The sequence below is a fragment of the Streptomyces sp. NPDC001137 genome, from assembly GCF_040298885.1.
Classification (GTDB): domain Bacteria; phylum Actinomycetota; class Actinomycetes; order Streptomycetales; family Streptomycetaceae; genus Streptomyces.
The window spans coordinates 204,271-226,033 of record NZ_JBEPBA010000001.1 but is presented as its reverse complement, the minus strand read 5'-3'; the positions used below and the strand labels follow the sequence as shown (position 1 = coordinate 226,033).

Annotated in this window: 20 protein-coding genes; 14 read left to right on the top strand and 6 right to left on the bottom strand. The window is 72.3% G+C overall.

The genetic code is table 11. The annotated features are described in order from the left end of the window. Positions 1–96: 96 nt before the first annotated feature. Positions 97–612 (bottom strand): 2-oxo-4-hydroxy-4-carboxy-5-ureidoimidazoline decarboxylase, encoded by a 516-nt coding sequence (locus tag ABT254_RS01055; protein ID WP_351462340.1) that lies wholly within the window; start codon positions 610–612, stop codon positions 97–99. A gap of 218 nt (positions 613–830) precedes the next feature. Between ABT254_RS01055 and ABT254_RS01050 the strand changes: the two genes are divergently transcribed. The 3 genes from ABT254_RS01050 (at position 831) to ABT254_RS01040 (ending at position 3,714) form a co-directional block, all read left to right on the top strand. Further along, positions 831–2,441, top strand: a complete 1,611-nt coding sequence (locus ABT254_RS01050) for a beta-N-acetylhexosaminidase (RefSeq protein WP_351462834.1) — start codon at positions 831–833, stop codon at positions 2,439–2,441. 105 nt (positions 2,442–2,546) lie between these two features. After that, positions 2,547–3,050, top strand: coding sequence for a hypothetical protein (locus ABT254_RS01045; protein WP_351462339.1), 504 nt, complete (start codon positions 2,547–2,549; stop codon positions 3,048–3,050). Between the two features lie 97 nt (positions 3,051–3,147). After that, a complete protein-coding gene (locus ABT254_RS01040) occupies positions 3,148–3,714 on the top strand; it encodes a hypothetical protein (RefSeq protein WP_351462338.1) in 567 nt (188 codons plus the stop codon). Positions 3,715–3,831: 117 nt separating this feature from the next. On the opposite strand, the gene ABT254_RS01035 is transcribed toward ABT254_RS01040, so the two are convergent. Next, entirely contained in the window at positions 3,832–4,326 is a 495-nt protein-coding gene (locus ABT254_RS01035; RefSeq protein ID WP_351462337.1) for a DUF1877 family protein, read from the bottom strand. A 167-nt stretch (positions 4,327–4,493) separates the two neighbouring features. Between ABT254_RS01035 and ABT254_RS01030 the strand changes: the two genes are divergently transcribed. Together ABT254_RS01030 and ABT254_RS01025 are read left to right on the top strand one after the other, a co-directional pair. Then, a complete protein-coding gene (locus tag ABT254_RS01030) occupies positions 4,494–4,886 on the top strand; it encodes a hypothetical protein (RefSeq protein WP_351462336.1) in 393 nt (130 codons plus the stop codon). Then, positions 4,861–5,028: a hypothetical protein gene (locus ABT254_RS01025; RefSeq protein ID WP_351462335.1), complete on the top strand. Its 168-nt coding sequence runs from the start codon at positions 4,861–4,863 to the stop codon at positions 5,026–5,028. The genes ABT254_RS01030 and ABT254_RS01025 overlap by 26 nt, the downstream gene beginning before the upstream one ends. A gap of 18 nt (positions 5,029–5,046) precedes the next feature. On the opposite strand, the gene ABT254_RS01020 is transcribed toward ABT254_RS01025, so the two are convergent. After that, positions 5,047–7,293, bottom strand: coding sequence for a peptidoglycan recognition protein family protein (locus ABT254_RS01020; protein ID WP_351462334.1), 2,247 nt, complete (start codon positions 7,291–7,293; stop codon positions 5,047–5,049). A 237-nt stretch (positions 7,294–7,530) separates the two neighbouring features. Here ABT254_RS01020 and ABT254_RS01015 point away from each other — a divergent pair, with 237 nt between their 5' ends. The 6 genes from ABT254_RS01015 (at position 7,531) to ABT254_RS00990 (ending at position 11,041) form a co-directional block, all read left to right on the top strand. After that, positions 7,531–8,148, top strand: coding sequence for an RNA polymerase sigma factor (locus ABT254_RS01015; RefSeq protein ID WP_351462333.1), 618 nt, complete (start codon positions 7,531–7,533; stop codon positions 8,146–8,148). Next, complete coding sequence (locus ABT254_RS01010) at positions 8,145–8,270, top strand: hypothetical protein (RefSeq protein WP_351462332.1); 126 nt, start codon at positions 8,145–8,147, stop codon at positions 8,268–8,270. Before ABT254_RS01015 ends, ABT254_RS01010 begins: the two co-directional genes overlap by 4 nt. Further along, positions 8,263–9,018, top strand: a complete 756-nt coding sequence (locus ABT254_RS01005; RefSeq protein ID WP_351462331.1) for a hypothetical protein — start codon at positions 8,263–8,265, stop codon at positions 9,016–9,018. The genes ABT254_RS01010 and ABT254_RS01005 overlap by 8 nt, the downstream gene beginning before the upstream one ends. A 154-nt stretch (positions 9,019–9,172) precedes the next feature. Then, entirely contained in the window at positions 9,173–9,604 is a 432-nt protein-coding gene (locus tag ABT254_RS01000; protein ID WP_351462330.1) for a hypothetical protein, read from the top strand. A 61-nt stretch (positions 9,605–9,665) separates the two neighbouring features. Next, positions 9,666–10,316 (top strand): hypothetical protein, encoded by a 651-nt coding sequence (locus ABT254_RS00995; protein WP_351462329.1) that lies wholly within the window; start codon positions 9,666–9,668, stop codon positions 10,314–10,316. Positions 10,317–10,411: 95 nt separating this feature from the next. Next, positions 10,412–11,041, top strand: coding sequence for a hypothetical protein (locus tag ABT254_RS00990; RefSeq protein ID WP_351462328.1), 630 nt, complete (start codon positions 10,412–10,414; stop codon positions 11,039–11,041). A gap of 13 nt (positions 11,042–11,054) precedes the next feature. On the opposite strand, the gene ABT254_RS00985 is transcribed toward ABT254_RS00990, so the two are convergent. Further along, complete coding sequence (locus ABT254_RS00985; protein ID WP_351462327.1) at positions 11,055–14,843, bottom strand: nSTAND1 domain-containing NTPase; 3,789 nt, start codon at positions 14,841–14,843, stop codon at positions 11,055–11,057. 561 nt (positions 14,844–15,404) lie between these two features. Here ABT254_RS00985 and ABT254_RS00980 point away from each other — a divergent pair. Beyond that, positions 15,405–16,067, top strand: coding sequence for an RNA polymerase sigma factor (locus tag ABT254_RS00980; protein WP_351462326.1), 663 nt, complete (start codon positions 15,405–15,407; stop codon positions 16,065–16,067). Further along, positions 16,067–17,137, top strand: coding sequence for a hypothetical protein (locus tag ABT254_RS00975; RefSeq protein WP_351462325.1), 1,071 nt, complete (start codon positions 16,067–16,069; stop codon positions 17,135–17,137). Before ABT254_RS00980 ends, ABT254_RS00975 begins: the two co-directional genes overlap by 1 nt. A gap of 210 nt (positions 17,138–17,347) precedes the next feature. Here ABT254_RS00975 and ABT254_RS00970 read toward each other — a convergent pair whose 3' ends face one another. Then, positions 17,348–18,178: a L,D-transpeptidase family protein gene (locus ABT254_RS00970; RefSeq protein ID WP_351462324.1), complete on the bottom strand. Its 831-nt coding sequence runs from the start codon at positions 18,176–18,178 to the stop codon at positions 17,348–17,350. A 333-nt stretch (positions 18,179–18,511) separates the two neighbouring features. Here ABT254_RS00970 and ABT254_RS00965 point away from each other — a divergent pair, with 333 nt between their 5' ends. Then, positions 18,512–20,092, top strand: coding sequence for an acyl-CoA mutase large subunit family protein (locus tag ABT254_RS00965; protein ID WP_351462323.1), 1,581 nt, complete (start codon positions 18,512–18,514; stop codon positions 20,090–20,092). 212 nt (positions 20,093–20,304) lie between these two features. Here the strand turns inward: ABT254_RS00965 and ABT254_RS00960 are convergent, their stop codons facing one another. After that, on the bottom strand, positions 20,305–21,723 hold the full coding sequence (locus ABT254_RS00960) for an FAD-dependent oxidoreductase (protein ID WP_351462322.1): 1,419 nt from the start codon (positions 21,721–21,723) through the stop codon (positions 20,305–20,307). Positions 21,724–21,763: the final 40 nt, after the last annotated feature.

Below are 21,763 nucleotides of genomic sequence, written 5' to 3'. Positions count from 1 at the left end.
TGCGGCTTCTGGGGCGGGGTGTCCTGGTTTATTTGCCGGGTGCGGGTGCGGGTTCGTGGCGGCTGACCGCCCCCATGCGGCGGGAGCCGCACATCGTCACGGTCTCGCGCCCCTGAGGAGCTGCACCAAGCGTTCCCTGGCCAGGCGCCGGAGCTCGTCTGCCGCAACCACGCGTTCCTCCTCCGGGTCGTTCGTCAAGCGTGACCTGATGCCTGCCAAAGCGCGATCCAGGGCCTCGTCCGGGGGGAGGCCCTCCAGGCAGATCACGAAGGCGTGGCCGAACTTCGCCTCGTATGCCGCGTGGGCCGCGCTCAGGGCCGTGTAGGCGATTGCGTACGTTTCGTCCGGCAGGGGTGGCAATGTCTCGCCTGCCAGGGCTTCCGACAGGTCCGTCGGGGACAGGTCGTACGCGGCCTCGTCCGATGCGGCGAGCAGGGAGTCGAGGTCCGGGTACGGGCGGTGGTCCGCCACCCGGTGGGCCCAGCGGAGGCTGCGGAGACAGTCCAGGAGGAGCTTGCGGGCCTCCTCCGCGGGCGCGATGTTGAAGGCGTCCAGGATGGTGGGCAGCGTCGGTATGGCGGCGACTCGGCCAGGAAGGTGTGTGGGCGTCACGTGCGTTTCGGCAGAGGATGCTGTGGAAGCTGCGAGAGATGTGGTCTTACGTTATCGAGATTGGACGCGAGGTGTCCGACGGATGCCCGAATTTCACCCGCAAGGGAGACTTTTGGAATGCGTGGTGGACGCGTCGTGTTGTCTGTGGGCTTTAGGTTGACGCTGTGAGCCAGCACAGGCGTCGGTCTCCGGCGCAGAACGTGAAGCAGCAGCGGCGCATGATCATCGCGGGTGCGTTCGCCGGGACCGTCGCGCTCGGGATCGGCCTGGGGTGCTGGGCCTCCGGCGACGACAGCGGGCCGGCCGGGTCCGCGCAGCGGCAGTCGCCGTCCGCCGGCAGATCCGCCCAGGCCCCCAGCGCCTCGGGCGGCCGGAGTCCGGCACCGCGCCCGACCCGTTCGTACCCCCTGTCGAAGGCCCCGCAGACCATCCCCGCCGTGCGCTCCCACACCGCGGCGCGCGGGCCCGGCTGGCGTCCGGTGCGTGGCGAGCGGGTCGTGGTCAACGATGCCGACCTGGCCGACGAGGGGCGCCTGATCGCCGGTGAGCTGGGGCTGACGTACGCGGGTGAGAAGAACGACGTGCAGGCCGGGGACGTACGGCTGGCGCTGAACGACGACGAGGGGGCGAACCCGGAGTCGTATGCGATGACCGTGCGCGGTGGCCGGGTCACCATCAGCGGGCCGACGGATGCCGGTGTGTTCTACGGCACGCGGACGCTCAAGCAGGAGGTGCGCGGCGGGGGCACGGCGCCCGAGGGGGTCGTGAACGACCGGCCGGCCAAGGCGGTGCGCGGGTTCATGCTGGACATCGCGCGCAAGCACTTCACCGCGGGCTGGATCGAGGACCGGGTGCGCGAGCTCGGGGACCTGAAGTTCAACCAGCTGGGGCTGCACTTCTCCGACGACCAGGGGTTCCGGATCCAGTCCGACACGCACCCCGAGATCGTGTCGCAGCAGCATCTGACGAAGGCCGAGGTGAAGCGGATCGTCGATCTGGCCGCCAGTAGGCACATCACCGTCGTGCCGGAGATCGACTCGCCCGGGCATCTGGGGGCCGTCATCGCCGCTCATCCCGATCTGCAGCTGCGCAATGTGCGGGGCGTGGCGGCGAAGGGTGCCGTCGACATCTCCAAGCCCGCCGCCGCCCAGATCGTCGACGATCTGCTCAACGAGTACGCCGGGCTGTTCCCCGGCAGCCAGTGGAATCTCGGCGGTGACGAGTACCTGGCGCTGATGGTGTCCAACCCGGCCGCCTCCTATCCGCAGCTGGCCACCGCCGCAGTGAACAAGTACGGGCCCGCCGGCACCGTCTCCGATCTGACCACGGGGTGGCTCAACGACCGCGCCGACACGATCCGGGCCCACGACCGGACCATGCGGGTGTGGAACGACGGGTTCTTCCGCGGGACGTCCGTGCAGCCCGCCAAGGATCTGCAGGTCGGGTACTGGACGGGCAAGGAGATCGGCGCACGGCAGCCGGTGGAGTATCTGAGCGCCGGACGGAAGCTGATCAACTACAACGACCAGTTCCTGTACTACGTCCTCGGGCAGCCCAACAACTTCGTCTACCCGACCGGGCAGCGGATCTACGAGCAGTGGACGCCGCGCGTCGTGCGCGGCACGCAGGCGGTCCCCTCGCGGTACGACGGGCAGATTCTCGGCGGGTCCTTCGCCGTCTGGTGCGACCTGTCGAACTCCCAGACGCAGGACCAGGTCGCGGCCGGGATCCGGATGCCGCTGCGGGCGACGGTGCAGAAGCTGTGGGATCCGGGGCGGCCGGGGCTGTCGTGGACGCAGTTCAGGGCGCTGGCCGGCCGGCTGGGCTGACGCCCCGAACGGCCGGGGCTTTCTTGGCCCATACAGCTGCGAACTGTCGTACGACTGTGGTGTATTCGGCGCGAGCCGAAGGTGACACAGCCGTGGGGGGCCGGGATGGGCTACTGGGGGTATTTCGTCGTGGGCCGCAGCGAGCGGCCGCTTGCGGAGCTCGACGCGCTCGCCGGGGTGAAGGGCATGGTGCGGCGGTCCTCGGCGGCCGGTGGCTGGCAGGTCTGGGAGTACCCGAGCGGGGACGGCGAGGTAGGGAACATGAACGTCCTCGCCGCCGAGACCGGGGCGCCCGCGCTCTTCGGGTACGTCATGGACAGCGCCTCGGTCGTGGTCGAGGCGGCGGCGCCCGAGAGCGGGGCGTGGACCACGTGTCTCGCGCGGGCCGCGATGGCCGGGTACCTCGGCGCCGCGAGCGAGGGGCTCACCATCGAGGACTACTTCCTGGAGCCCCGGGACGCGGCCGACCGGGCGGTCGCCTGGGCCGCCGAGGCGGGGCACGACGTGGACGCCGGGCCGTTGCTGGACGTTCTGACCGCCGACGCCGATCCGTTGGCCGAAAACCTGTTTTTCCAGTTGCTCGACCGGCTCGGTGTGGTACCGCTGTGACACTCCCGGGCCGTCGCACGCAGTAAGGGGAAGTGCGGGCTCCGTAAGGGAAGAGCCCTGCTGGGCCCCGGTACGGGACCCGCAGAAGGAGGCGTGGATGAGCCTGGTGGAACTGATCGCTCAGGCCGACGACCGCGGACTGGCCGCCAGCGGGTTGGCTTGTTTGGATCGGTGTGTGCCGTTGCTGGGCGGCGACGACGAGATCCTGCGGCCGCTGTGGGCCAGCCTCGCGGACTCCGGTGACGTCGGTGAGTGGGGTGCGCGGCTGGAGCATGCGCGGCTGAAGCTGGCCGGGGGCGGGGAGTACGACGAGTCCGTCGAGGACGAGGCCGCGTTGCTGGCCCGGCGGATGCTGGCGGCGGCGCCGGTCGACCGGGCGCCCGCCCAGGTGCGGGTGTGGGCCGACGCCTGCTCCGTCGCCGCGCTCCAGATACACCGGCTGCTGGACCCCATGGACGATGCGGCGTCCTCGGTCGACTCCCGGCGGGAGGGGCGTACGGAGGGGATGTCTCCGCTCGTTGCCGCGGAGCTGCGGCGACAGGTCGCCGTACTTGAGTTGCTTGCCGGGCATGGGGCGGGGGGACTGCGCCGTGCGCTGGAGGTGTCGATCGAGGGGCGGCGGGTTTTGCAGGCCGTGGTGTCGCGGAGGGCGCGGCGCGGGTAGAGCGGTAACGGTTGGTGGGCGGGCGCGGGTTCGTGGTGGCTGGTCGCGCCCCGCGGCGGAGCCGCTCATGTCACAGCCCCGCGCCCCTGAAGGCCAACTGCGCCCCAAGGCACGAAGTCAGCGCAGCAGGCACTTCACCACCGCGTCGCCGTACTCGGCGGTCTGGGTGTAGAAGGCCGTCAGGTCGCGGTGGGCCGAGGTGATGAGGGCGTGGGTTTCCTGTTCCGAGGCCGGGCCGCCGTAGCGCGGGAGGAGGTGGTCGCGGGCCCGGTGCCACAGGGTCTCGATGTCGGCCGAGGTGAGGAAGGCCGCCACCCGGGCCGCCTGAGCCGCGGTCAGCAGGAGAAACGGTGGGTCTTCGGGGGCGTGGTGGGGGACCGGGCGGCCGCCGAGGACCACATGGGTGCGGGGGCCCGCCTCGGCACGGGTCGGGGGCGCGCCCGCGTAGAGGATGTCGTGGTCGACGTAGTGGTGGTCCAGCATCTCCTCACGGTGGCGGTCGATCCGTCGGCGCACGGTGTCCCAGTCGTCCTCGAACAGCCGTTGCAGCCAGGTCGCGCTGTTGCGCAGGGCCGAGGGCGGCACCGCGCGGAGGTGGAAGTACAGGCTCATCAGTGAGAGGAGCGCACGGAAGGGGCAAAGCGTCACTCCCGGGTAAAGCTCGCACCTGAGGGAGTCCTGTGACCGTCCTGCGGTGGCCGTGGGGCGGTACTGCGCCGGTATCGGGAACTCCCCGGAAAACGCGTGACGGATGGCCCGCCGACCCCGCTCCTGTCTATGTGACTACCTTCCACGAGACCAGGCCGAGCGCGGCGACGAAGCCCGTGCGGTGGGCGGCGGATGCGGTCGCGGCGATGCGCGAGGGGGCGCGGCTGCGCCTCGACTACTCGGCGCAGAGCCTGTGGCGCGTCGACCGGATGATCGAGGGGATACGGCAGGAAGGGGCGCCGTACGCCGCGGTGGAGAGCGTCTTGCGCGGTTTCGGGGCGTACGCCGGTGAGGTGATCGTCCGTCAGACGGGCGCCGAGTGGTGGGCGACCGGCGGCGACCACTGGATACGCACTCCCGACGGCCGGATGTGGGACCCCTTCGACGAGGCCCGGCGGTGCTGGAGCGGGGACGGTTCGCTGCGGCTGCTGTGCCGGGATGCGACCGGCGGCTTCCGAAGGTGACCGCGGTACGGCGCTGCTGAACACCGTCGCCGCGCGTGTGACGGCGCCCGGGGTCGGCCCGCGCCCGCTGCGGGCGGACCGGGCGCCCACCCCGCAAGCTGCGCAGGAGCGGGCGCCCGAACCGGTGGACTCGGCGATGTGAACTGCCGGGAGCCGTCGGCTACTTGATGTAGACCAGGCCGTCCGTCGTGACCGTCGGGCGGCCGCTGGTGCCGACCACCACGATCTTCACCGTGTGCTTGGCGCTGGACGACCAGGTCTTCGTCCAGATCGCCTGGCGGTACAGGGTGGTCGACGACTTGAGGTCGACGGTGCTGACCTTCACGCCGTCGACGTAGACGTACGCCTGGCCGGAGGTGGCGGCGCGGCTGACCACCCAGGAGGCGGAGCGGCCGGTGAAGGTCCAGGTCAGGCTCGCGCCCTTCGCGCCGCTGGAGTACGACTTCCCGCCGAGGTAGCTGGTGGAGGAACGGGCCGTCCAGCTGCCGGACTTGGTGGCCGAGGTCTCCTGAAGGATCACCGGTGTGAAGGACGCGGACGACGTACCGGTGTTGCCCGCGTAGTCGTACGCCTTCATCGACCAGGTGCCCGCGGTGCCGGACGCGGCGGTACGGCTGGAGCTGGTGGTGGTCGGGCTGAAGGTGGCCGTCGTCGGGGTCAGCAGGCTCACCGACTTCAGGGCGGCGTTGTCGGCCGCCTTCCAGCCGAGGGTGACCGGGACGGCGCTGGTGTTGACCGTGCCGGTGCGCAGCGAGAGCTTCGGCGCGGTGGTGAAGGTCGGCGCGGTCGTCTCCGCGACCACGTTCAGCGCGGCGGTCGTCGTGGTCCTGCCGGACTGGTGCACGGCCCGCACGGCGACGGTGTGGGTGCCCAGTGCGAGGGTCGCGCCGACCGAGGTGGAGGTGCCGGAGGCGGTGGCGGCGACCTTGCCGTCCACCAGCAGCTCGAACCTGGAGATCAGCGAACCGGGCGTGGTCGTCGACCACTTCGCGGTGATGGCGCCCTTGGTGTAGTACGTCGAGCCGGACAGGCCCGCTCCGGACAGCGAGGTCAGCTTCAGCCCCTGCACCGGGCCGGAGGCCCAGGCACGGACGGTCGGCAGCTGGGCGTAGAGGGAGCTGCCCGGGCACTGGGTGTTGTAGCCGTCCCGGTGGCCGGAGATCCGGTTGAAGGTGTACGAGTTGCCCGCGGTGAAGCCGGTCCCGAAGTAGTTCGTCTGGGTCGCGCCGGCCTTGAGCTGCACGGTGGTGGCGGGGTCGGCCCTGTACTGGCCGAGCTTCCAGGCCGCGATCCGGGCGATCGAGGTCAGGGCCGCGTCGGTGGCGCCGGTGGTGGTGTAGTCACCGAGCACCGCGATGCCGGCCGACTCCCGGTTCCAGCCGTAGGTGTGCGCGCCGAGCACCGGGAGGTCGACGCCGCCCTTGCGGCCCTCGAAGATCGTGCCGCACTTGTCGACCAGGAAGTTGTAGCCGATGTCGTTCCAGCCGTTGGTCTGCGTGTGGTACGCGTAGACGCCCCGGACGATCGCCGCGGAGTCGGCGCACGAGTAGTCGTTCGTGCCGTCGGTGTGGTGCACGAAGACGGCCTTCACATCGGCGTTGTACTCCGAGGGGTCGGGGCTGAGCGACTCGTCCGCGCCCCAGCCGGCGCGCGAGACGATCGGCGGCTCGGGCACGGTCGACGGCGGCGCGGTGGGCGTGGTGGCCGTGGGGCTCGCGGAGGTGCTCGCCGAAGGCGATGCGCTCGTCGAGGGTGACGCGGAGTCGCTCGGGGAGGCCGAGTCCGTCGGCGACGCGGAATCGGTCGGAGAAACCGAGTCCGTCGGAGAAACCGAGTCGGTCGGAGACGCCGAGTCGGTCGGTGACGCGGAGTCCGTGGGTGTCACGTCCGCCGCGTACGCGGCCGGCTCGGCCTTCTGCTCGGCGGCGGTCGCCACCCCCGGGTCGACCAGGTTGACCTCGAGCCCCTTGGGCAGAGCGGAGCCGGTGGAGCCGTCCTTGCGGACGACCTGGACCTGGACGCCGTCGGAGGGTCCGACCCACAGCGGCTCGGAGGCACCGCGCGCGCCGGAGCCCGCCCGCGGGTCCTCGAGCGGGTCGACGTTCGCCTCGAGGTCCTTCCAGGCGGTCCACTCGCCGGTCTCGACGCTGCGGGTGCGCACCTGGGCCGTGCCGTGCAGCCGCTTGCCGGCGTCCTTCCAGGAGACACCGAGCATCGAGAACTGCTCGGTCCCCGTGCGCGGCAGCTCCCGCTTGCCGCTCGCCGTGCTCTTCAGGGTCAGGTCGTAGACCTTCGCCGGCCGCTTGGCCTGTCCGTGCCCGGAGGACGGCCCGGCCACCGCGTACGTCGCCACACCCCCACCGCCCAGTACCACCGCGCCGAGCGTGATCCACGCCCGTCGCTTCATGCCCAGCGGTCTGTACGCACGCGTACCGCGAGGACTCACTAACCCCACCCCTAGAAGAAAGACCATGACTGCCACACCTGTCACAGGACAGGTGGCACTTACACACAGCGCTCGGCTCTGGCCAAACGTCACTGCGGGGCGGAGGGGGTGTCGCCGGCGGCCTGTGACACTTCCGTGAGGGCCGGCGCAGTCTCTGACGTACCACGTGCATCACTCGTACGGACGACGAGGACAGTGTTGGGCCAGGGACGCGAACCCCGCCGAGGACAGGCGTACGACGGGGAGCTGGGCGCTGCCGTCGCGCGGGCCCAGGAGGGTGACGAGGCCGCCTTCGCGGTCGCGTACCGGATCGTGCAGCCCGGCCTGCTCGGCTACCTCCGCGGGATCGTCGGCGACGACGCCGAGGACGTGGCGTCCGACGCCTGGCTGGAGATCGCCCGGGACCTCAGGCGCTTCAAGGGCGACGGGGCGGGCTTCCGCGGCTGGACCGCGACCATCGCCCGGCACCGCGCCCTGGACCATCTGCGCCGGCAGAAGGTACGGCCCCGGTCGGCGGCGCTCGAACAGGACGTGCTGGAGCTGCCCGGCACCCACAACACCTACGACCAGGCGCTGGAGGCGCTCTCCACCGAGCGCGCCCTGGAACTGGTCCGCAGCCTGCCCCGCGACCAGGCCGAGGCCGTGCTGCTGCGCATCGTCGTCGGCCTCGACGGCCCCGCCGCGGCCCGCGTGCTCGGCAAGCGCCCCGGTGCGGTGCGCACGGCCGCCCACCGGGGTCTGAAGCGCCTCGCGGCCCGCCTGGTCGCCCCAGGTGTGACGAATGAGGATCCCCGGACGCTGGGGGAGTCGAAATGAACGTCGACGGCGAAACGAACGTCAACGACGGCATGAACATCAATGACGGAATGAACGTCAACGACGGCAGGGACGGCTGCGAGGGCCGGCCGTCGGACACGGATGGATACGGACATGGGTGAACGGCAGAGCGACGGCAGTGCCCCCGGCGGCCGTCGGCGCGTACACCCCGGCGGGACCCTGTCGGGCACCGAGGACTGGCCTGCCGGACCCGTCCTGGAGAGCCTGCTCGCCGACGCGATGTGCTCGGGCGCGCTCGACGCCGACGCCGAGCAGCGGGCGGTGGCCGCGTTCCGGGCCGCCCGCGACGCCGGGACGCTACGCGCGCGGACCCGGCGCCGGGACGACTGGCGCCCGCGTGAGCACGGCCGGGCCCGCCGCTCCCTGCGGGCCACGCTGACGCTGGCCCTGGCCGGACTCACCATGGGCGGTGTCGCGTTCGCGGCGATCGGCTCGATGGGCGGCTCCTCGCACGACGACGGGAAAGCGGCCCGGCAGCGGCAGCACGCACCGGTCGTGCCCTCCGCGACGGCCTCCGGTACGCCCGGTGCCGCCGCCGGGCCGGGCCGGCCGGAGACGGCCAAGGACACCGAGGCGCACTGCCGGGCGTACGAGAAGAAGCTCGACGGCGACGGCAAGGCGCTGGACTCGACGGCCTGGCAGCGGCTGATCGCGGCCGCGGGCGGCGAGGCGAACGTCACCGCCTACTGCGCCGAGCAGCTCGGGCAGTCCAAGCCGGGCAAGGACGACAAGACCGCCAAGGCCGAGAACACCCCGAAGGCCGACACCACCGGTAAGGCCGACAAGTCCGGCAAGTCCGAGAAGCCGCAGAAGAGCGCCGGCAAGGCGAGCGGCAAGACCGGGAACTGACCACTGGCTGAGTCGGCTCACCGCCGTCAGCAGGGCCTCCGCCGGCGGAGGACTTCCCCGAGTTGATTACGGCCCGCTCCCGACTCCCTGATCAACCCCGCACCCCGGAGATTCGGTTCTGCCTGAACCCGACCGGACAGAAGGGAGCGGGGCCGTGTCCCGTTCACTCCGTAAAAGAATCGCCGGCGCCCTGGCTGTGGTCGCCCTCGCGGGCGGGTCGCTGACCCTCGCCGCCGGCGGGGCCGACGCCGCCACCTCTCCGCCGCCGCGCCCCTTCCCCCATCCCGCCTGCAACTCCCCCGTCTTCACCGCCTGCGTCGAGATCGTCAACCAGAGTGTGGACGCGTACAGCTGGCGTATCAGTGTCACCGAGCCCAACGGCCACCGGTGGAACCGCTGCCTCACGGGCGGCCGGCCCGGCGGGACGAGCTACTACCCGAGCGTGTGGTTCTCCAACAGCGACCGGGTCTCGCTGACGGCCTTCCACGGAGGGAACTGCGAGGGCTGGAGCCAGAACGACGACTGGTGGGGCGACTGGCGCTCGACCCCGGACCAGTACCACCTGATCGTCGTCAACAGGCACTGACCGCCGCACACCGCTCGCACCATCAGACCCTCCCCCTCATTCCCCGCAAGGAGCCACCCCAGTGCGCCCCCACGCTCTGACGACCCCCGAAGCCGCGCCCACAGTGACCAAGAAGAGCAAGCACCGCCGCTGGCCGGCCGCGGTGCTGAGCCTGGGTCTCGCCCCTCTCCTCCTGCTGGCCTCGCCCGGCTCCGCCTCGGCGGACACCTGGTGCTGGAAGCCGGACGGCTACGACATCCGCAAGGGCGACACCACCTGGGCCAAGGCCCAGTCCCAGGCCGGCAACACCTGGCAGGACTGGGTGTGGCGCGGTCCCACCTTCCGCTGCCCCCCGAACGCACCCAGCTGCGGCTACGCCTGGCAGGAGTCGAAGACGTCGGGCTGGCAGTGGTCGGTCGGCGTCAGCGTCAGCAATCCGGTCCCCTGGCTCAACCAGGTGCTGGCCAGCATCACCCCCTCCTACGGCCGCAACGGGTCCACCACGACCTCGTTCACCTTCAGCACGAACCTGAGCCCGGGGCAGTACGCCCAGCCGATCCAGGTGGTGGAGCGCCGCTGGACGCAGGGCACCTTCGTCGGCGCCTTCCGCACCGACCACTCCGGCTGCGAACACGGCAGCGAGCGGTACTGGTGGGACGGCAACTACCAGTGGGGCCACTGGGAGGCCAACCTCCGGGTCAACGACTACGGCACCTACAACATCTGGCGCTGACGCCCCAGAGCCGGCCCGGCCCCGGTGTTCCTGCACCTGCACCGGGGCCGGGCCTCCTTCTCTCCCGACCTCGGACCCGTGAGGAACCCCCAGCCGTGTACCCGCGCCGTCTCTCCCGCACCGCCCTTCCCGCAGCCGCCGCCCTCCTGTGCGGCCTGCTCACCTCCTGCTCCACGGGCAGCGCATCCCCGGCCGCGGCCAGTGCTCCCCCCAGCCGTGCCGCTCAGGAAACCGGCATCCCACCCGCCCCCGCGGTCAGCTCCTCGCCCAGGACCCTGCCGCCTTCCCGCCTGTGCGCCGTCCTCGACCGGTCCGCCGCCCGGCAGGTGCTGACCAACCCGAAGCCGGCTCCCCGCCTCGCTCCCGGCAAGGGCACGGCGGGGGACTCGTGCAGCTACGCCTCCGGCGACGGGACAGCCCTGCTGACGCTCAACGCGTCCGCGCGCTCCTACGACGCCGAGGTCTCCGCCTCGCACAGCCTGGTCCGCGACCCCGCGTCGGCGGGCATGAGCGAGGTGAAGGTCACCGAGGCCGACGGGCTGGGGCAGGGAGGCTTCAGCGAGAGTGCCGAGGTGCTGCGGCCGAGGCAGAGCGTCGCGTACGTGGTGTGGCGCGCCGGTTCCCGCACCTGGGTGCTCACCCTCGCCACGCTGCCCGCCGGGTCGAAGGGCGGCGCCGGACAGCTCGTACCGCTGGCCCGCAAGCTCACGCCCCGGCTCACGTGAGAGCGCGGGACGATCAACCCCCGCAGACCCGCTGGTACGGCACGTCCCACACGTAGTTCTGCCACTGCGCCCGCGTCAGCCCCCCGCCTCCCGTCCGGGCGCACACCGTCGTCACCGCCCGCGCCGGATCGACGGTGTACCGCTGGAGCGGAACGTGCGCGCTCGCCGCGTACAGCGTGCCGCTGTCGGCGCTGAAGGCCACGGTGTCGATCTTCTCGCCGGGCGTCGTCAGGAGGCCGCCCAGCGGCTGCTGCGTGGCGATGTCCCACAACTGCAGGCTCCCCGTCTCACCGGCCACCGCCAGCGTGGCGCCGTCGGGGCTGACCGCGAGCGCGCTCACGCCCTCCGAGGTGTCGCCGGTGAGCACGTCACCGCCGTCCGGGAGCGCGGGGAAGACGCTGCGCAGGATCCCCCGCTTCTGCCTGAGACCGGCGTCCCACACCGCCACCCGGCCCGACTGGTCCCCGGCGGCCAGCAGCGAGCCGTCCGGGGCGAAGGCGAGGGCTCCGATCTCGTCTGTCTGGACCAGGTCGTGGTTGGTGACCTTGCCGGTGGGCAGAGCGGCGACGCGGTTGTCACCGACCAGGACACGGCTGTGGGGGCCGATGGCCAGATGGCTGCTGGACAGGGCCGGCAGGAGTGCCGTCCTGCGGCCGCGCGCCGTGTCCCAGACCTCGTCCACCGGGTTGACGGCGGCGCCGGTGCGGGCGGCGTAGAGGGTGCGGGCGTCCGGGGCGAGGGCGATCGAGACCGCCGCCGCGGTCGACGCCTTCGCGGCCAGGTCGAGCGTGGTGCGCACCCGGCCCTTGGTGAGGTCCCAGATGGTGAGCGGCTGCCGGGAGGTCCGGCTGCTGGGTGCCGAGACGCCGTACGCGAGCGCCTTGCCGTCGGGGCTGAACGCCAGTAGCGCGAGGGTGTACGGCGCGTACACCGGTGCGGAGGGGTCCGCGGAGACGGGGAGCGGCGGGGCGGGCAGGGTGCGCAGCAGACGGCCGTCGCGTGGGTCGAGCAGGTCGACGCGGTAGTGGCCGCCGGTGCGCCGCGCGGTGGCGAGGGTGCGGCCGTCGGGGCTCAGCAGCGCCCCGTCCAGCGGCTGCTCCCGCCAGGCGGAGGTCGTGGCGGCCGAGACGTCCAGCGTGTGCACGGTGCCGCCCTCCAGGTACCGGAGCAGCGGGCGGTCCGGGTCCCAGGCCAGTTGGCCGTAGAGGTGCTCGTTGTTCTGGGAGTGGCGGAACACCGGGGCCTCGACGCCCAGCCGCCACACCCTGATCTCCTGGCCGTCGGCGGTCGCGAGGAACCTTCCGTCCGCGCTGAAGGAGAGGTACTGCAGACCCGGGTCCCGGAGATCGGCCAGTTGCCGCCCCGAGCGGACGTCCCAGACGCTCGCCCCGCCCGCGGTCACCGCGGCGAGCCTCTCCCGGCCTTCGGCCCGAGGGGCCCCCGGCTCGCTTCGCCCGCCGCCGAGGGTGAGCAGCGACTGGTCCCGGCCGCAGAACTCCCCGCCGTGTTCCCAGCCGCCGGGGAGCGTGCGTCCGCCGCCGCCCAGGTCCCGTACCTGTGGCGCGCCGCCCTTGAGGGGGCAGGACGCGACGAGCCGGCCGTCCGCGCTCACCGCCACCACTTGCGTGTTCTCCGCCCGGGTGGCGAACAGCGGCCTTCCGTCCGCGGTCGCGCGCACCCGCACCTCGGTGTCGTCGATGTCGCCGACGGCATAGGTGTTCCCGGAAAACCCCACGAGGGACGAACCCGGCAGCAGGCCGCCGCGCCACTGCCCTGCGGTCGTGTCCCACAGCCGTACCCCGTCACTTCCGTGGACCGCCAGCAGCCGCCCGTCGGGGCTCACCGCATCCACCCGGCCGTCCTCGGGCAGCCGCCCGGAGGCGAGCCGCCGGTGGGCCGCCACGTCCCAGGTCCGCCAGGTGCGCCCCTCGACGGTGAGCAGGGTGCGGCCGGACCCCGTCAGGAAGCGCGCGGCCCCCTCGCCCGGCTCCGGGTCGCTGAAGCTGTCCACTTCCGGCTGGGCGAGGGAGCCCAGCAGCGCCCGCCGCGTCTGCGGCAGCCGGGCCACGCGCCAGGCCGCGACGCCCAGCAGCTGCGCGGTGCGCGGGTCGGTCGTGCGCAGGGCGTCCGCGACGTCGGCGATCCGGCGGGCCGCTTCCTGGGTGCGCCGGCGCTCGTTGTCGTCGTAGGCACGCCGGACGGCGACGGCCGTCAGCAGGGCCACCGCCAGGACGGCGGACAGGGACACGGTCAGGAAGCGGTGCCTGCGGGCGGTCCGGGCGGCGGCCCGCTGCTCCGCCGCGCGGGCCTCCAGCGCGGCGGCCAGGAAGGCCCGCTCCGGCACCGTGAGCGCGAGGTCGGCCGCAGGGGCCAAGAACAGCTCCTCGGCGCGGGCCAGCCGGCTGCCCCGGTACAGGTCGCCCGGGTCGCGTTCGTGTTCCAGCCAGGTCCGGGCCGCGTCCGCGAGCATCCGGCGGTGCCGCAGCCGCTCCCGGTCCTCCTCGATCCAGCCGTGCAGCCGGGGCCAGCAGGTGATCAGGGCCTCGTGGGCGAGCTGGACGCCGGCCTGGTCGGCGGTCAGCAGCCGGGCCCGGGTCAGCCGCTCCACCACCACCCGCACATCGGCGTCCGCCCACTCCTCCAGCTCGGCCCGGGTGAGCGGGCGACGGGTGTCGGGGGTGCCCTGACCCGGCTCGACCATCCGCAGCAGCACCCGCCGGGCGGCAGCCGCCTGGGCCGGGGACAGCCCGCCGTACACCTCCTCCGCACTCGCCGCGATCGCGCCCCGCACTCCGCCCGCGGCCTCGTACCCGGCCAGGGTGAGCATCCGGCCCTTGCGGCGGCGCCAGGTCTCCAGCAGGACGTGCGAGAGCATCGGCAGCCCGCCGGGTTCGCCCTGCACCTCCTCCACGAGGCGGGCGGTCAGCGTCCGCTCCACACGGCATCCGGCCGCCTGCGCCGGTCCGGTCACCGCCTGCCGCAGCTCGTCCGCCGTCATCGGGCCGAGCAGCAGCCCGGCGCCGCGCAGCGCGTCCGCGAGGCCGCGGTGCTCGGCGCAGCGGGCGTAGAAGTCGGCGCGTACGGCGACCAGCACGCGCAGTCTGCTGTCGGGTTCGCGGGCGGCCAGCAGCAGGTCGATGAAGCGGGAACGTTCCTGCGGATCGCGGCAGAGGGTGAAGACCTCCTCGAACTGGTCCACCACCACCCAGCTCTCCGGCTCGTCCTCGGCCGGGCTCAGCAGATGGCCGTACGTCGTGGCCGGCCTGGCCCCCGGGGTGAGGATCCGCAGGGCGGCCGGGCAGCCGCGCGCCGCGATCTCCTCCTGCAGCCGGGGGATCAGCCCGGCCCGCAGCAGCGAGGACTTCCCGCTCCCCGAGGGCCCGAACAGCACCGCGAACCGGTGCTCGCACACCAGGTGCCCGACCTCGTCGACCATCCGGGCCCGGCCGAAGAACAGATGCCGGTCGTCGGGCTCGAACCGGGCCAGACCGCGGTACGGCGACGGTGCGTCCTCGATGTTCTCCGCGGGGGCCAGGTTCGCCTCCGCCTCGGCGGCCTTCCAGCGCAGCTCCCATCCGGCCGGATCGCCCCCGCAGGCGCGCACATAGCCCTGGACCACGGCGAGAGACGGAAGCCGTTCACCGGCGGCGGCCAGCGACAGCGCGGTCGCCGAGAACCCCGCCGCCTCGGCCATCGTCCGGTACGAGGGGCTGCCGGCGGCCTTCCGCAGCTCCCTCAGCTCATGCGCGAGTCGTTGAACGGGCCCCGCCGCCGGGTCCACCGGTCTCTCGGGACGCCCCATGACACGCACCTCCGCACACCTGATGCAGGTGTCATCGTTGACATTCGGGCGACGACCATACGGATGGCACGTCAACAACCGGGTGTCCTCGAGATGACAGACGGGTGACCGCAGCCGGGCGGTCGTCACCCAGGCGGCTCGGGCCCCCGGCGTCCGTAAATGGCACAGCCCATCGGTGCGGCTGGAAATCAAGCGTGACGTCTGGTCCGTTGGCCGCGCGCCGACCACGTTCGTCACGAATCCCGCGCATCGTTGCAGGTCAGACCCTCAACCGAAGCAACGGCCGGGGCCGCCACCCCCCACAGGAGAGGCCCCGGCCGTCGCGCGGTCGGGCCGCGCGGCGGCCCGTACTCTCTACAGCGCCGTGAGTGCGGTTTCTGTCACACCCCGGGTACAGTGAGCCCCTTCGCAAGCTGGTTGCATGGTGTCCGGACATGGACGAGCAGCGGTTTCAGGTCGTAACGTGCCTTTCGCGCCGGGCGCGGGAGGCGAACGACCATCGCGGACCATCGCAACGATCGGCGGCCTCGATGCCGCGACCATCGAACGAGGAACCATCGGGTGCTGGGGGACGACGCGGAGCTGACCACCGCGGTGCTTGCGGCACAGGACGGGAACGAGACCGCGTTCCGGACTGTGTACCGAGCCGTGCATCCGCGGCTGCTCGGGTACGTCCGCACGCTCGTCGGCGATCCGGACGCCGAGGACGTCACCTCCGAGGCGTGGCTGCAGATCGCCCGTGATCTGGACCGGTTCAGCGGCGACGCGGACCGCTTCCGCGGCTGGGCCGCCCGGATAGCCCGCAACCGCGCGCTGGACCACATACGGATGCGCGGCCGCCGCCCGGTGATCGGCGGCGACGAAACGGAACTGACCGGCAGGGCCGCCGAGTCCGACACCGCCGGCGAGGCCATGGAGTCCCTGGCCACCGACCACACCCTCTCGCTGATCGCCCGGCTGCCGCAGGACCAGGCCGAGGCCGTCGTGCTGCGCGTGGTCGTGGGCCTCGACGCCAAGACCGCCGCCGAGACGCTCGGCAAGCGCCCGGGTGCCGTACGCACGGCGGCGCACCGCGGTCTGAAGCGGCTCGCGGAACTGCTCGGCGAGGATCCGGAATCGAGCGTCGGCCTGGACGGGCTGCCGCCCCAGAGGGAACCGCGCGGCCGCGCGGTGACGTCCGCGAGTGTGACGCAAAGCGTTGCGCGGACGCAGAAGGACATGTGATGGCCGACGAGCGCTGTGCCTTTCCGGGGGATTCGGAGTCCGCCGGCGGCTCCGCCGCGGGACCGACTCCCGCCTGGTGGCTGGACCCTGAAACAGCGGAGCTCCTGCTGCGCGGAGAGTCTCTCGACACGGTCGACGCCGCCTCCCGCGACCAGGCCGAACGGCTTGCGAAGACCCTCGACGGGCTGATCGTCGAGACCCCGCTGAGCAGCGCCGAACTCCCCGGCGAGGCCGCCGCGCTGGCCGCCTTCCGCGCGGCGCGCGCCGGTGCGCTTCCCGAGCAGGCCGCCGTCGGGCGCCACCATGGCCGCCCCCGGACCTCCGATGCCGGTCTCGTCCGCATCGGCGGCTCCCCTCCGGCCCCCCGGCGCTCGCGCTGGGGCCGGCCCGCGCGCTTCGGGCTGACGGCCGTACTGGCCGCCGGCATGGTCGGCGGTGTCGCGTTCGCGGCGACCACCGGAGTGCTTCCGGGGCCGTTCGGCCACGACGAGCCCGGCCCCGTGGCCTCGGTGTCGGTCGGTGCGAGCCCCGAGCGCCCGCTCGTGTCGCCCTCGCAGAACAGCGCCCTGGGCGCCCCGACCCCGGACGGCTCCACTTCCCCTTCCTCCGGCCCGACGACCCCGCACGGCTCGACCGGCGGCGCCTCCTCGGCCAAGCCCGGCTCCGGCTCCGACGGCGGGCGGCCCACCGGCGGCGGCTGGTGGCTCGGCGCCCCGTCGGCCTGCCGGGACGTGCGCGACGGCAAGGAACTCACCACCGACCGCAGACGGGCCCTGGAGAGCGCGGCGGGCGGCTCCGGCGCGGCCCGCGTCTGGAAGTACTGCAAGAACGTTCTCGCCGGCACCGAGGGCGCGCACCGCGGCGGCGAGGACAAGGACGGCAAGGGCAAGGGCGGACAGGGCAACCAGAACGGCAAGGGCGGCGACCAGGGAGATCAGGGTGGTGACGGCGACGGCCACCACATAGCCCCCGGCCCCACCGTCACACCGTCCCCCCTCGCGCCCTTCCTGCCGAGGCAGCTGGTGACGACACCGACCCCGTCCCCGAAGCCGACCTACAGCGCGCTGTGACCTGCGGTTTTGCAGCTCGCGGAATTTTCTTCGGCCCACCAGTAACGTTTTCGGCCCCACCCGCGCAGTACTGAGTGAGCCGACTGGTCATCGGCCGTCGCACAGAGCCGGGGTTCCCCCCGTACCCACGGCTCGTGCATCGGCGCGGGCGGGACACGTTCCCCCGGTCCCGCCCGCGCCCCACTCACTTCTCTCCCGGCTCCGGGGGGCTCACCGGTACACGACGACCTTGTCGCCGTTGTTCACCTGCGCGTACAGATCCGCGATCGCCGACTCGTCCCGGACGTTGACACAGCCGTGCGAGGCGCCGGCGTAACCGCGGGCCGCGAAGTCGTAGGAGTAGTGCACGGCCTGGCCGCCGCTGAAGAACATCGCGTACGGCATGGACGAGTCGTAGAGCGTCGACCAGTGGTGGCGGGACTTCCAGTACACATGGAAGACGCCCTCGCGGGTGGGCGTGCCGATCGCGCCGAACCGGACCGACATCGTCGACACCGTCCGCCCGTCGATCATCCAGCGCAGGGTGCGGCTCGTCTTGTCGATGCACAGCACCCGCCCGGTCAGACACCGCGGATCGGCGGGCCCCGCGGGTTGACCGCCCATCAGATACAGCTCCCACTTGCCGGGTTCGTGCGTCATCCGCAGCAGCCGCTGCCAGGTGACGGTGTCCGTCTCCCCGGTCCTCGGCAGCCCGCGCTTGCCCTGGAAGCCCTTCACGGCATCCTCGGTCAGGTCGTCGTACGTCCCGGTCGGACCGTCGTAGAGCCAGGCCACCTGACGCAGCCGGGCCTGGAGTTCCCGCACGGCGTCCCCGGAGTCGCCGCGGGACCACAGCACGGCGGGCCCGGCCGTCGAGGGCGACGCGCTCGGCTTGTCCTCGGAGCCCGAGCCGGAGGCCGGTTCCGACTTGCCGGAGGGGGTGCTGCTCGGCAGCTGGATGTGCACGGGCGAGTGCCCCTTGCCGTCCGCGCCCTGCACCGTGCAGCCGCACACGCCCACCAGGGCCGCGAGAGCCGCCGCGGCGGCGATCGATCTCCCCATGCCCGTCATACGCACAGCGCCCCCCGGCGTCTCACCGAGGCAACTCACAGCCCCGCGTGTCACCTGAGATGCTGCCCGCGGATGACTGGTTGCGAACGGCGGGGCATGGTTGTGACGGAGACCGCAAAAGCGCTGTGAGGAAGCTCCCAGCGTGCTTCCCTCCACCGACTGCACGCGCCCCGCTACAGTCCGCAGGAGGGTCGGTCGTACTGGCCAGTACTGCATTATTCCGGGGGCTGACCCCCGGACCCCCAGCAGAAAAGCAGGCAGCAGCGGTGGCCGACGCGGACATCGCGAGGCCCACCTGAGTGAGGCAGCGGGAGGCATCACACCATGGCGCGCGAGTCGGAGTCCGGACTGCCCATCGAACCGGTCTACGGGCCGGAGAGCCTGGAGGGCTGGGATCCGGCCGAGAAGCTGGGCGAGCCCGGGAAGTACCCGTTCACGCGCGGTGTGTATCCCTCCATGTACACGGGCCGCCCCTGGACGATGCGCCAGTACGCCGGTTTCGGCACGGCGACGGAGTCCAACGCCCGCTACAAGCAGCTGATCGCCAACGGCACGATGGGCCTGTCGGTCGCCTTCGACCTGCCGACCCAGATGGGCCACGACTCCGACGCCCCGATCGCGCACGGCGAGGTCGGCAAGGTCGGCGTGGCGATCGACTCCGTCGAGGACATGCGGGTGCTGTTCGGCGGCATCCCGCTGGACAAGGTCTCGACGTCGATGACGATCAACGCGCCGGCGGCCCTGCTGCTGCTCATGTACCAGCTGGTCGGCGAGGAGCAGGGCGTAGCGGCCTCCCAGCTCACCGGCACCATCCAGAACGACGTGCTCAAGGAGTACATCGCGCGCGGGACGTACATCTTCCCGCCGAAGCCCTCCCTCCGGCTGATCGCCGACATCTTCAAGTACTGCAAGGCCGAGATCCCGAAGTGGAACACGATCTCGATCTCCGGCTACCACATGGCCGAGGCGGGCGCCTCCCCTGCGCAGGAGATCGCCTTCACCCTGGCCGACGGCATCGAGTACGTCCGCACGGCGGTCGCCGCCGGCATGGACGTCGACGACTTCGCGCCCCGGCTCTCCTTCTTCTTCGTGGCCCGTACGACGATCCTCGAAGAGGTCGCCAAGTTCCGTGCGGCCAGGCGCATTTGGGCCCGGGTCATGAAGGAGGAGTTCGGCGCGAAGAACCCGAAGTCGCTGATGCTGCGCTTCCACACGCAGACCGCGGGCGTCCAGCTGACGGCCCAGCAGCCGGAGGTGAACCTGGTCCGGGTCGCCGTCCAGGGCCTGGCCGCGGTCCTCGGCGGCACGCAGTCGCTGCACACGAACTCCTTCGACGAGGCGATCGCGCTCCCCACGGACAAGAGCGCCCGCCTCGCCCTGCGCACCCAGCAGGTGCTGGCCTACGAGACGGACGTGACGGCGACCGTCGACCCCTTCGCGGGTTCCTATGTCATCGAGAAGATGACGGACGACGTGGAGGCGGCCGCCATCGAGCTGATGGCCAAGGTGGAGGAGCTGGGCGGCGCGGTCAACGCGATCGAGCACGGCTTCCAGAAGTCCGAGATCGAGCGCAGCGCCTACCGCATCGCCCAGGAGACCGACTCCGGCGAGCGGGTCGTGGTCGGCGTCAACCGCTTCCAGCTGGACGAGGAGGAGCCCTACGAGCCGCTCCGGGTCGACCCGGCCATCGAGGCCCAGCAGGCGGAACGCCTGGCGAAGCTGCGCGCCGAGCGTGACCAGCCGGCGGTCGACGCCGCCCTGGCGGCCCTGAAGAAGGCGGCCGAGGGCGAGGACAACGTCCTCTACCCCATGAAGGACGCGCTGCGGGCGCGGGCGACGGTGGGCGAGGTGTGCAACGCGCTGCGCGAGGTCTGGGGGACGTACGTGCCCTCGGACGCCTTCTGAGCTGGGGGTCCCGCTCGATCTTCGGCTGTCGCACGTCCTCCCCCGGCCGTGTGAGCCTCCCGTGCGGCCTGGGCAATTCGAACCCCATCCGAGTTTCCGCGAGACAGCGGGCCACATGTCTCCCCAAGACGCCTCGGCCCGTCAGTGAGCTGGGTGACCTGGATGGTCCGGACGACGGCTTCTCCCTCGGGCTGTGAACTCGGTGCCTGCCCCTACAGGGCGAGTCGCGTCACGTACTCGGACAGGCCGTCCTTCGTTTCGCCGGCCCAGCCCACGTAACCGTCCGGGCGTACCAGGAACAGGCCCGTTCCGAGCGGCGGCTGGGCCTCGCCGCTGACCACGTGCACCGAATCCGGCAGCTCCGGCGGTGCCACCCCCACCGCGACCAGCGTCCAGTGCGGCCCGCGCAGCGCGTCGAAGAGCCGTACGCCCCCGACGGTTGTGTCCGGCGCGCGGTCGCCCGCCTGGATCGTTCCCGCGTCCTTCCGCGTCTCCTCCGTCAGTGACGACTCCCGGTAGCCGAGCCCGAGCTGGACGGTCGCCGCACCCCGCTTGACCTCCCCGCGGTGCACGCCCGTGGAGATGCCGAGCATCTGCGCCGCGATGGGGCGCCGCTCCTCCTCGTACGTGTCGAGGAGCGCGGCGGGAGCTCCGCCCCGCAGCACCGCGCCCAGCTTCCAGCCCAGGTTGTACGCGTCCTGGACACTGGTGTTGAGGCCCTGGCCGCCGGCGGGGGAGTGCACGTGCGCCGCGTCCCCGGCGAGGAAGACCCGCCCGCTCCGGAAGCGGTCCGCGAGAGCCGCGCGCGGGCGGAATTCCGAGGCCCAGCGGACCTCGGTCACGTCCTCGGGGGCGAGATGCGAACGCGCGGCGGCGACCTTGCGGATGCCGTCCAGGGACACGTCCACCGCGGTCCCCTCCGGGAACTGGGCGACGAGCTGGAAGTCCTTGGTACCGGCGAGCGGGCAGATGGCCAGATAGCCGTCCTCGCGCGGCGGGAAGATGTGCCAGTGGTCGCGGTCCAGGCCGGTGATCCGGACGTCCGAGACCACCACGGGGTTCGGGTCGACCGTCTCGCCGGTCATGCCGATGCCGAGCGCGCGCCGCACGGCCGAGCGGCCGCCGTCGGCGGCGACGACGTACCGGGCGCGAAGTCCCGGCCCGGACGCGACACGCACACTCACGCCGTCCTCGTCCTGGTCGAGCCCGACGACCTCCCGGCCGAACTCGACCCGCCCTCCCAGTTCCTCCAGCCGAGCGAACAGGATCTCCTGCGTCCGCCACTGCGGCACCATCCACGGCTCGGTGAACGCCGAGTCGTCGGCCGCCCCCTCCACCTCGTCCGCGTCGAACATCCGGTGCTCGCCGACCCGCTCCCCGTCCTGCCAGATCATTCCGACCGGGTAGCGCCCGCCGGCCGCGAGGATCGCGTCCAGCACGCCGAGATCCTCCAGGACCTCCAGGGTGCGCGGCTGCAGACCCTTGCCGCGCGAGCCGGGGAACAGCCCGTCCGCCTTCTCCACCACCAGGGCGTCCACGCCCCGCCGGGCGAGGTCGACCCCGAGGGCCAGACCGGTCGGGCCCGCCCCCACGATCAGGACATCGATCACGCCGTCCACGGCACGATTCATGATCCACTCTCCTTAACGCTGTTAAGTTCCCTTGGATCCG

Coding starts and splice junctions, on each gene's coding strand:
- ABT254_RS01050 (WP_351462834.1), top strand. CDS start 831: ATGATCATCGCGGGTGCGTTCGCCGGGACCGTCGCGCTCGGGATCGGC.
- ABT254_RS01045 (WP_351462339.1), top strand. CDS start 2,547: ATGGGCTACTGGGGGTATTTCGTCGTGGGCCGCAGCGAGCGGCCGCTT.
- ABT254_RS01040 (WP_351462338.1), top strand. CDS start 3,148: ATGAGCCTGGTGGAACTGATCGCTCAGGCCGACGACCGCGGACTGGCC.
- ABT254_RS01035 (WP_351462337.1), bottom strand. CDS start 4,326: ATGAGCCTGTACTTCCACCTCCGCGCGGTGCCGCCCTCGGCCCTGCGC.
- ABT254_RS01025 (WP_351462335.1), top strand. CDS start 4,861: ATGCGACCGGCGGCTTCCGAAGGTGACCGCGGTACGGCGCTGCTGAAC.
- ABT254_RS01020 (WP_351462334.1), bottom strand. CDS start 7,293: ATGAAGCGACGGGCGTGGATCACGCTCGGCGCGGTGGTACTGGGCGGT.
- ABT254_RS01010 (WP_351462332.1), top strand. CDS start 8,145: ATGAACGTCGACGGCGAAACGAACGTCAACGACGGCATGAACATCAAT.
- ABT254_RS01005 (WP_351462331.1), top strand. CDS start 8,263: ATGGGTGAACGGCAGAGCGACGGCAGTGCCCCCGGCGGCCGTCGGCGC.
- ABT254_RS00985 (WP_351462327.1), bottom strand. CDS start 14,843: ATGGGGCGTCCCGAGAGACCGGTGGACCCGGCGGCGGGGCCCGTTCAA.
- ABT254_RS00975 (WP_351462325.1), top strand. CDS start 16,067: ATGGCCGACGAGCGCTGTGCCTTTCCGGGGGATTCGGAGTCCGCCGGC.
- ABT254_RS00970 (WP_351462324.1), bottom strand. CDS start 18,178: ATGGGGAGATCGATCGCCGCCGCGGCGGCTCTCGCGGCCCTGGTGGGC.
- ABT254_RS00965 (WP_351462323.1), top strand. CDS start 18,512: ATGGCGCGCGAGTCGGAGTCCGGACTGCCCATCGAACCGGTCTACGGG.
- ABT254_RS00960 (WP_351462322.1), bottom strand. CDS start 21,723: ATGAATCGTGCCGTGGACGGCGTGATCGATGTCCTGATCGTGGGGGCG.